8 protein-coding genes are annotated in these 9,038 nt (G+C 68.3%); 5 read left to right on the top strand and 3 right to left on the bottom strand.

The features are described from left to right. Together ACTS11_RS06730 and ACTS11_RS06725 are read right to left on the bottom strand one after the other, a co-directional pair. Positions 1-797: sensor N-terminal transmembrane domain-containing protein (locus ACTS11_RS06730; protein WP_442639563.1), on the bottom strand; the 797-nt coding region annotated here is incomplete at its 3' end. Between the two features lie 30 nt (positions 798-827). After that, positions 828-1,529, bottom strand: coding sequence for a response regulator (locus ACTS11_RS06725; RefSeq protein WP_442639562.1), 702 nt, complete (start codon positions 1,527-1,529; stop codon positions 828-830). A 423-nt stretch (positions 1,530-1,952) separates the two neighbouring features. On the opposite strand from ACTS11_RS06725, the gene ACTS11_RS06720 reads away from it, so the two are divergent. Continuing rightward, positions 1,953-3,551 (top strand): phosphoenolpyruvate carboxykinase, encoded by a 1,599-nt coding sequence (locus ACTS11_RS06720; RefSeq protein ID WP_442639561.1) that lies wholly within the window; start codon positions 1,953-1,955, stop codon positions 3,549-3,551. Between the two features lie 153 nt (positions 3,552-3,704). After that, positions 3,705-4,253 carry a DUF3859 domain-containing protein gene (locus ACTS11_RS06715; RefSeq protein WP_442639560.1) on the top strand — a complete coding sequence of 183 codons (549 nt, stop codon included), beginning with the start codon at positions 3,705-3,707 and terminating at the stop codon, positions 4,251-4,253. A 3-nt stretch (positions 4,254-4,256) separates the two neighbouring features. Here the strand turns inward: ACTS11_RS06715 and ACTS11_RS06710 are convergent, their stop codons facing one another. Beyond that, positions 4,257-5,030 carry a sulfite exporter TauE/SafE family protein gene (locus ACTS11_RS06710; protein WP_442639559.1) on the bottom strand — a complete coding sequence of 258 codons (774 nt, stop codon included), beginning with the start codon at positions 5,028-5,030 and terminating at the stop codon, positions 4,257-4,259. 177 nt (positions 5,031-5,207) lie between these two features. Between ACTS11_RS06710 and ACTS11_RS06705 the strand changes: the two genes are divergently transcribed. The 3 genes from ACTS11_RS06705 to ACTS11_RS06695 all read left to right on the top strand — a co-directional run. After that, complete coding sequence (locus ACTS11_RS06705; protein WP_442639558.1) at positions 5,208-6,893, top strand: acyl-CoA dehydrogenase family protein; 1,686 nt, start codon at positions 5,208-5,210, stop codon at positions 6,891-6,893. 102 nt (positions 6,894-6,995) lie between these two features. Next, positions 6,996-8,123, top strand: a complete 1,128-nt coding sequence (locus ACTS11_RS06700) for a hypothetical protein (RefSeq protein ID WP_442639557.1) — start codon at positions 6,996-6,998, stop codon at positions 8,121-8,123. A gap of 84 nt (positions 8,124-8,207) precedes the next feature. Next, a partial coding sequence (locus ACTS11_RS06695; protein ID WP_442639556.1) for an NAD-dependent epimerase/dehydratase family protein occupies positions 8,208-9,038 on the top strand: 831 nt, incomplete at its 3' end.

The following is a 9,038-nucleotide window of genomic DNA, read 5'->3' as shown; positions in this document are numbered from 1 at the left end:
AGCGCCACCACGAACATCTGGAGGAGCTGCTCGCGCTCCACCCTGACGAGCTGGTCGATCTCGCCCGGGGCGGTGGTCACGACGAGCACGCCCACGATGCCGTTCGGCCCCTCGATGGGCGTGCCGGCGGCGAAGGCGGACCCCGCGCTGCCGCTGGTCCGCCGGATCACGGTCACGCCTTCCTGCGCGGGCACGACGAGGGAGGCCGCGAGAACCTGAGGCGGATCGCCTACCGCCGCGTCGGGCTCGGCGCCGACCAGTCGCGACAGGAAATTCCAGACGCCGTTGAGGAAATTCGTGATGAGCAGCGTCTCGTCGGTGCTCGGCGCGAGGCCCCGGACGGGACGGCCCGGATCGCGGGCGGTGTCGAGCGTCGAGGCGACGAGCGTGCCGCCGGGCTCGAACACGAAGACGTCGACGCCGTCGGCGAGGCCGATGCGCGACAGCACGTCACCCGCCTCGATCCCGTCGCCGGTCAGGAGGTTGGCGGGCGCGCTGCGCGGCAGGCTCGCCTCGAAGACGTCCGCCATCAGCTGCGCCTCGACGGCGAGCGCGCGCTCGCGCTGCTGCACGAGGCTGTCGCGGAAGGGATTGAGGTACATCACCCCGGCCACCAGCACGACGATGGCCAGGAGGTTGAACATGATGATCTTGCGCGCCAGCGGCGAGCGGTTGAGCGCGATCATGCTGCGCCGCTGGCGGGCGGCGCGCAGTTCGGACTCGACGCTGCCGGCCGGACGGTCCCAGTCCTCGCCGAGGACGATGTCCGCCCGGTCCCGCGCGCGCCGGTTGGTCATGGAGAGATCGGCCGGCACGCGCGCGGGTCCCTATTCCTCGTTGTAGCGGTAGCCGATTCCGTAGAGCGTCTCGATGGCCGAGAAGTCGTCGTCCACGGCGCGCATCTTCTTGCGAAGGCGCTTGATGTGGCTGTCGATGGTGCGGTCGTCGACGTAGACCTGTTCGTCATAGGCGACATCCATGAGCTGGTCCCGGCTCTTGACGAAGCCGGGGCGCTGCGCGAGCGCCTGCAGGAGAAGGAACTCCGTCACCGTCAGCGAGACATCCTCGCCCTTCCAGGTCACGGCATGGCGCAGCGGGTCCATGCTGAGGTTGCCGCGGACCATCACCGCGCTCTCCTCCGGGGTGCCTGCGGCGTCGGAGGCGATGGCCTCCTGCCGGCGGAGGATGGAGCGGATGCGCTCGACCAGGAGACGCTGCGAGAAGGGCTTCTTGACGTAGTCGTCGGCGCCCATCCGGAGGCCCATGAGCTCGTCGATCTCGTCGTCCTTGGACGTCAGGAAGATCACCGGCATCTTGGACTTCTGGCGCAGGCGCTGCAGGAGGTCCATCCCGTCCATGCGGGGCATCTTGATGTCGAAGACGCCCAGATCGGGAAGCCGGCGGTTGAAGGCGTCGAGCGCCGACTGGCCGTCATTGTAGGTTTCGACGTCGAAGCCTTCGGCCTCGAGGGTCATGGACACGGACGTCAGGATGTTCCTGTCGTCGTCGACGAGTGCTATCCTCGGCATCGCTGTTTCCTTGTACTGCCCGAATTTCTTGTTTTTCCGGGCATTGTCGGTTTTCCGGGTTCAAGAATCAATCGCAATCTGACGAATCGAGCGACGGCACAGTGTAAAACCTGCGGCGTGTTGCCTTAAGATCGTATGTAGACCGCGGCGCCCGGACCCCGAAATGACCCTTGCGCCGCCATGCTTCCGCCCCGTTTCGGGCACGTTTCCGCCACAATCCGGCCTGTCCCGCAGGCCCCCTCCACCGGCGCGAAATAAAATTTCAAAATGGTTGCGCTAACTGTGCGAGAGCGTCCTGTTCATGTCTGAAACCGTCATGTTATACGCCATCCATTGTACGCCGGTGTCCCGATGCCGGCCGGTTTGAACCCTTTGGAACCCTCAGGATCGTGACGGCCGCGTTAAGGCCGAGGAGCACTCAGCATGACGGATGGACGCGTGAACCCGGCTCAGACGCTCGAAACGCAGGGCATGACCGGACTTGGTGCGGTTCACTACAACCTTCTCGAGCCGGCGCTGATCGAGGCCGCCATCCGCCGCGGCGAGGGCCGTCTCGGGCAGGGCGGCACGCTGCTCGTCTCGACCGGCAAGTTCACCGGCCGCTCGCCCAAGGACAAGTTCGTCGTCCGCACGCCCTCGGTCGAGAACGACATCTGGTGGGAGAACAACGCGGCGATGGAGCCCGAGGCCTTCGACCGTCTCCACGCCGACATGCTCGCGCACATGAAGGGCGGCGAGTACTTCGTGCAGGACCTCTACGGCGGCGCCGATGCCGAGCATCGCCTCGACGTGCGCGTCGTCTCCGAGCTCGCCTGGCACAACCTCTTCATCCGGCACCTGCTGCGCCGTCCCGCGCGCGACGAGCTCGACAGCTTCGTGCCCGACTTCACGATCATCAACTGCCCGACCTTCAAGGCCGATCCCGCGCGCCACGGCTGCCGCACGGACACGGTCATCGCGATGAACTTCGACCGGAAGCTCATCCTGATCGCCAACACGGAATACGCGGGCGAGAACAAGAAGTCGGTCTTCACGCTGCTGAACTACATGCTGCCCGAGAAGGGCGTGATGGCGATGCACTGCTCGGCCAACCACGCCCATGACGACGCCGAGGATGCGGCCGTGTTCTTCGGCCTCTCGGGCACCGGCAAGACGACGCTGTCCGCCGATCCGGGCCGCACCCTCATCGGCGACGACGAGCATGGCTGGTCCGAGCGCGGCACCTTCAACTTCGAGGGCGGCTGCTACGCCAAGACCATCAACCTCCGCGAGGAGGCCGAGCCGCAGATCTACGCGACGACGAAGAACTTCGGCACCGTGATCGAGAACATGGTCTACGACCCCGAGACGCTGGAACTCGACTTCGACGACGACAGCCTGACGGCGAACACGCGCTGCGCCTATCCGCTGGACCAGATCGCCAATGCGTCGATGACCGGGCTCGCCGGCCATCCGAAGAACGTCGTGATGCTGACCTGCGACGCGTTCGGCGTGCTGCCGCCCATCGCGCGGCTGACGCCCGCGCAGGCGATGTACCACTTCCTGTCGGGCTTCACCTCGAAGGTCGCGGGCACCGAGCGCGGCGTGACCGAGCCCGAGCCCACCTTCTCGACCTGCTTCGGCGCGCCCTTCATGCCGCGCCGCCCCGAGGTCTACGGCAACCTCCTGCGCGAGAAGATCGCGCGCCACGGCTCGACCTGCTGGCTGGTGAACACCGGCTGGACGGGCGGCGCCTACGGCACGGGACGCCGGATGCCCATCGCGGCGACGCGCGCGCTCCTGTCGGCCGCGCTCGACGGGTCGCTGAATGCCGGGCAGTTCCGCAAGGACCCGTTCTTCGGCTTCGACGTGCCGGTGAGCTGCCACGGCGTCGACGACATGCTCCTCGACCCGCGCCAGACCTGGGCGGACAAGACCGCCTACGACCGGCAGGCGCAGAAGCTTGTGAACATGTTCGCGGACAACTTCGCGAAATACGTGCCCTACATCGCCGACGACGTGAAGGCGGCCGCGATCGGCTGACGCACGGCGCACGGGACGGATCGGAGGGGTCGCCGAAGGGCGGCCCCTCTCCTTTTTGTGGCACCGGACCCGGACGGCACGCGGCGGCGTTGCCCGGACGCGGGCGGGTGATAGACTGCCCGTGACCTCCCAAGGCCCCGTCAGGGACACCCCATGCGCCACGCCCTCGTCCTCCCCGTCCTCTGCCTTGCGCTTCTGCCGGGGCTCGCCCCTGCGCAGGGCGAGGCGGTGCGCGTCGATCCGGACCTCGTGGCCGAGCTCGTCTTCGGCGTCTACTGCGCGGAGGAGCCGGTGCGGACCGAGGCCGCGCCCGAGACCGCCTCGGGCGTCATCAACATCGTGCCCGACCTGCCGGTGATCCGCTTCGCGCAGACAGTGGTTCCCGCCGCGCTCGACATCGGCTTCGGCGTCCTCAGCCGGGCGCCCGACGGCACGGTGCACGATCCCGTGACCATCACCGTGACCCATCCGCCGTTCCCCGGAAGCGGGATCGAGGTCGAGCGCTGGGTAACCCGGATCGGCCCCGAGGAGTTCAGCCTGACGGGCTTCTCCTTCGACGTGCCGGAGGAGCTGGTGACAGGGACTTGGACCTTCGCGGCCCATGCAGGCGAGCGCGAGCTCTTCCACGTCGCCTTCGAGGTCGTGCCTCCCGACATGGCGGCGCCGGTGATCGCGGCCTGCCAGATGGGCTTCACCTCCTGAAGCTCAGCCGAAGACCCCCCGCCGGACGAGGTTCGCACCCGCGACCACCAGGACGGCCAGCGTCACCTTGCGGAAGACCTCCGGGTTCAGCCGGTCCGACAGCCGGAAGCCCACCAGCATCCCCAGCCATGCCGGCAGCAGAAGCGCCGCCGAGAAGGGCGCCGTCGTCAGGTTCAGGACCCCGGACTGGAGGTGCCCGAGGAGCAGGCTGACCGAGCCGAGCCCGTAGACCACGCCCTGCACCAGAAGCTGCTTGGCCTTCGGCGTCTCGAGCGCGATGAGGTAGAGCACCGTAGGCGGCCCCCATGTTCCCGTCATGCCCCCGATGGCGCCCGAGACGAAGCCAACCAGCCACTCCGACAGCGTCCTGCGGTGCGGCGGGATGTGGAACCGGACGCCGAGAAGCTGGATGACCGACAGGATCACCACCGGCACGCCGAGGATCAGGTAGAAGGTCTGCGGCGTCACCAGAGTGACGAACTGCGCGACGATCACGATGGTGACGCAGACGATCAGGATGTAGCGCCAGTATTCCCGAATCGCTGCGCCCACCTCGGAGGGACCGAAGCGCATCGTCTGCAGGATGTTCGACATCACGATGGGCAGGATGATCCCCGCCACCGCGACCAGCGGGTCGAGGAACAGCGACAGCCCCGAGATCATGATGAGCGGCATGGCGAAGCCGATGGCGCCCTTCACGAATCCGGCGACGAGCGTGATGCCGAAGGCCGCCGCGAAGGCCCAGAGCGGCATCAGGTCAAAGGTGTCTTGCAGCATGGCTGTCCCTCTTGCCCGCTGTCATAGACCGCGTCCGCAGCCGCTGCAGCGCCAAAATGAACGCGACATTTTCGTGCGCGGCCCGATATTTCACGGCATTTTTGTTGCGCTGCACCTGCGAACGCACTAAGTCCCGCGGGAACGCGAAAGACGCGCCCGATGCGAAGGAGACCGACCATGGCCCATGACGGACAACCCATGCCCGAGAGCCCCGTGATCCTGCCCGACCTGCTCGACCTGACGGGCGCCGCGATTGCGCCGGCCGAGGCGCTGCTCGGACGCGCGACGGAACGCCTGCGCGCGGAACTGAGCGTCGACGGCCGGATCTCCGGCGCGCTGCTCGAGGAGAACCAGACCGCCGCCCACGGGCTCGCCTGGCTGGCCACCTATGTCGAGGCGCTGCGCCAGATGCAGGCCTGGGCGGGGCGGCTCGAGGCCGACGGGCGCTTCGGCGAGGTGGAGCAGCTGATCCTCCAGATCGCCTTCGGCGAATACCTCAGCCAGATCGTCGGCGGCATCCAGATGAACCAGGGCGAGATGATCCGCCTGCGGGACGTCGGCCTCGGCCAGGACGCTGTGATGTCGCTCTGCACCGGCCCGGTGACGACGCTCATGGCCGACGGCAACACGCAGGCTGCGCGCACCCGCCTCGTCGAGCTGATGCAGGAGCGCTCGGCGGAGATCACCGTCGGCCGCACGGGTCTCGACGACGAGCTCGAGATGATCCGCGAGCAGTTCCGCCGCTACAGCCTGGATCGCGTGATCCCCGAGGCGCACGAGTGGCATCTGAAGGACGAGCTGATCCCGATGGAGGTCATCGGGGAGCTCGCCGAGATGGGCGTCTTCGGCCTCACCATTCCCGAGGAATACGGCGGGCTCGGCCTGTCGAAGGCGTCCATGTGCGTCGTCTCGGAGGAACTGTCGCGCGGGTATATCGGCGTGGGTTCGCTCGGCACGCGGTCCGAGATCGCGGCGGAGCTGATCCTCGCGGGCGGCACCGAGGAGCAGAAGCAGAAGTGGCTGCCCGGCCTCGCCAGCGGCGAGATCCTGCCTACCGCCGTCTTCACCGAGCCCAACACCGGTTCCGACCTCGGCAGCCTGCGGACCCGCGCCGTGAAGGACGCGAACGGCGACTGGATCGTGAACGGCAACAAGACCTGGATCACCCACGCCGCGCGCACCCATGTGATGACGCTGCTGGCGCGCACGATCCCCGACACCACCGACTATCGCGGCCTGTCGATGTTCCTGGCCGAGAAGACGCCCGGCACGGACGAGGCGCCCTGGCAGGACCCCGGCATTTCGGGCGGCGAGATCGAGGTTCTCGGCTACCGCGGCATGAAGGAATACACGGTCAATTTCGACGACTTCAAGGTGAAGGGCGAAAACCTGCTCGGCGGCGAGGAGGGGCAGGGCTTCAAGCAGCTCATGCAGACCTTCGAGAGCGCGCGCATCCAGACCGCCGCCCGCGCCATCGGCGTGGCGCAGTCCGCGCTCGACGTCGGCATGCAGTACGCGCAGGACCGCAAGCAGTTCGGCAAGCCGCTGATCGCCTTCCCGCGCGTCTCGGGCAAGCTCGCCATGATGGCGGTCGAGATCATGGTGGCGCGCCAGCTCACCTACTTCTCCGCTTGGGAGAAGGACCACGACCGCCGCTGCGACCTCGAGGCGGGGATGGCAAAGCTCTTGGGCGCCCGCGTCGCCTGGGCCTGCGCCGACAACGCGCTCCAGATCCACGGCGGCAACGGCTTCGCGCTGGAATACTCGATCAGCCGCATCCTCTGCGACGCCCGCATCCTCAACATCTTCGAAGGTGCGGCCGAGATCCAGGCGCAGGTCATCGCGAGACGGCTCCTCGGATAGCCACCGGCGGCAAGCGTCCGTGGACGCTTTCTCTCCGACGACACGCGCAAGCCGGAATTAGCCGTCTTTGACTAATTAGTCAGAGGCAGCTAATCATGGCTCATGTCCGCGAGCGACTGGCACTACCCGCGCATCCCCTTCACCCACGACACCTTCGTGGCGCTGACGCGCGGGCCGGTGGCGGCGATGACGCTCTTCGGGCCGCGCCGGACCGGCAAGACGGAGTTCCTGATCCACGATCTCGGACACCACGCGGCCGAGGGCTACGGGCACCGCGTGCTCTACGCGAGCTTCTGGCAGACCTCGGTGGCGCCCCTGCCGCTCCTGATCTACGCCTGTTCCGAGGCGCTCCGCCCCCGCAGCCATGCCGAGCGCGTGGCCGACTGGTTGCGCCATCCGCCGGTGAAGGTGCGCATCGGCCCCGACAGGGGCGGACCCGGCGCGGTCGAGATCGACCTCGCCACGCCCCGCCCCGAGCGGATGGGCGAGGACCTGCTGCTCCTCGACGAGCTTCTGGGACGGATGGCGGACGCGAAGAAGCCCGCGCTCCTCCTCCTCGACGAGGTGCAGGAGCTTGCGACCGCGCCCGGCGGCGGCGAGATCATGGCGGGGCTGCGCACCGCGCTCGACCGTCGGCGCGAGGGGCTGCGGACGGTCTTCACCGGCTCGTCGCAGATCGGGCTGAACCGCATGTTCTCCTCCCGCGACGCGCCGCTCTACCGCTTCGCCGCGCCGCTGACGCTGCCGCCGCTGGACGCGGACTTCGTGGACCATCAACTCGCCGTGTTCCACCGCGTGTTCCAGCGGAAGGTGGACCGGGCCACCGCGCTCGCCTTCTTCGAGCGGTTCGGCGGGAACCCGATGGTGTTCCAGCGCTGGCTGACGACGCTCGGCCAGTTCCGCGATCTCGGCGAGACCGAGGCCGCCGGGCGCACGGCCGACGCGCTCGCCCGAGACCTCGAGTTCGACCGCCGCTGGCTCGACCTCCAGCCGCATCACCGCGCCATGGCCCGCATCCTCGCCGAGCGCGGGCACGATCCGTTCGGCGCGAGCGGCGCCGCGCGGTTCGAGGCGCTGACGGGCGAGGCCGCGCCGATCCCGCAGACGCGGCAGAGCTACGTCCGCACGCTCGCGCGGCGGGGCCTCGTGGACCAGTGGGAGAAGGAATGGCGCTTGACCGATCCGCTCTTCGAAGCCTGGGTGCGGGAACGGCCGGAGACGGAGATCTGAGGCGCCCCTGACGATCTGACAATTTATCTTGATTTTGTCAGAAGAGCACCCAGATGTAACCCTGACACAATCAGGAGGCCGTCCATGTCCGATCCCGTCGTTCTCACCGGCATCACCGGCTTCATCGCCAAGCGTATCGCCCTCGACCTCCTCGAGGCGGGGCACACGGTGCGCGGCTCGCTCCGCAAGATGTCGCGCGCCGGCGAGGTGCGCGACGCGCTCCGCCCGCGGCTGAGCGATCCCGCGGCGCTCGAGCGGCTGAGCTTCGTGGAGCTCGACCTCGACCGCGACGCGGGCTGGACCGAGGCGATGGAGGGGACCGGCGCGCTCCTCCACACCGCGTCGCCCTTCCCGATGTCCCAGCCCAGGGACGAGAGCCAGGTGATCCGCCCCGCCGTCGAGGGCACGCTCCGCGCGCTGCGGGCGGCACGGGCCGCCGGGGTCACGCGCGTCGTCCTCACGTCCTCGGTCGTGGCGATCGAGGCGACTGACAAGGCCGGACCGCTGACCGAAGAGGACTGGAGCCGGACCGACCACCCCAAGGCCACCGCCTACTACAAGTCGAAGACGCTGGCCGAACGCGCGGCCTGGGACTTCGCGAAGGACCACCCGGAGATGCGGCTGACGGCGATCAACCCCGCCCTCGTGCTGGGCGAACCGCTCGATCGGCACTACGGCACCTCGCTCGCGCTGATCGAGCGCATCCTGAGCGGAAAGGACCCGATGCTGCCCGACATCGGCTTCGGCGTGGTGGATGTGGCCGACATCTCGGCCATGCATGTCGCCGCGCTGCACCGGCCCGAAAGCGTGGGCCACCGCTTCATCGGGTCGAACGGCACGATGACCATGCCGCGCATCGCGCAGCATCTCGCCGCCCGCCACCCCGACCGCAAGATCGGGACACGCATCGCGCCG

It is taken from the genome of Roseicyclus sp. (genome assembly GCF_052168335.1).
GTDB lineage: Bacteria > Pseudomonadota > Alphaproteobacteria > Rhodobacterales > Rhodobacteraceae > Roseibacterium.
The sequence above is the reverse complement of the archived record's forward strand: the minus strand, read 5'-3'. Positions and strand labels throughout refer to the sequence as shown.

Bases quoted from the DNA above. Each gene is read 5' to 3' on its own strand.
- ACTS11_RS06705 (WP_442639558.1), top strand. From the start codon at position 5,208: ATGGCCCATGACGGACAACCCATGCCCGAGAGCCCCGTGATCCTGCCC.
- ACTS11_RS06725 (WP_442639562.1), bottom strand. From the start codon at position 1,529: ATGCCGAGGATAGCACTCGTCGACGACGACAGGAACATCCTGACGTCC.
- ACTS11_RS06715 (WP_442639560.1), top strand. From the start codon at position 3,705: ATGCGCCACGCCCTCGTCCTCCCCGTCCTCTGCCTTGCGCTTCTGCCG.
- ACTS11_RS06700 (WP_442639557.1), top strand. From the start codon at position 6,996: ATGTCCGCGAGCGACTGGCACTACCCGCGCATCCCCTTCACCCACGAC.
- ACTS11_RS06720 (WP_442639561.1), top strand. From the start codon at position 1,953: ATGACGGATGGACGCGTGAACCCGGCTCAGACGCTCGAAACGCAGGGC.
- ACTS11_RS06710 (WP_442639559.1), bottom strand. From the start codon at position 5,030: ATGCTGCAAGACACCTTTGACCTGATGCCGCTCTGGGCCTTCGCGGCG.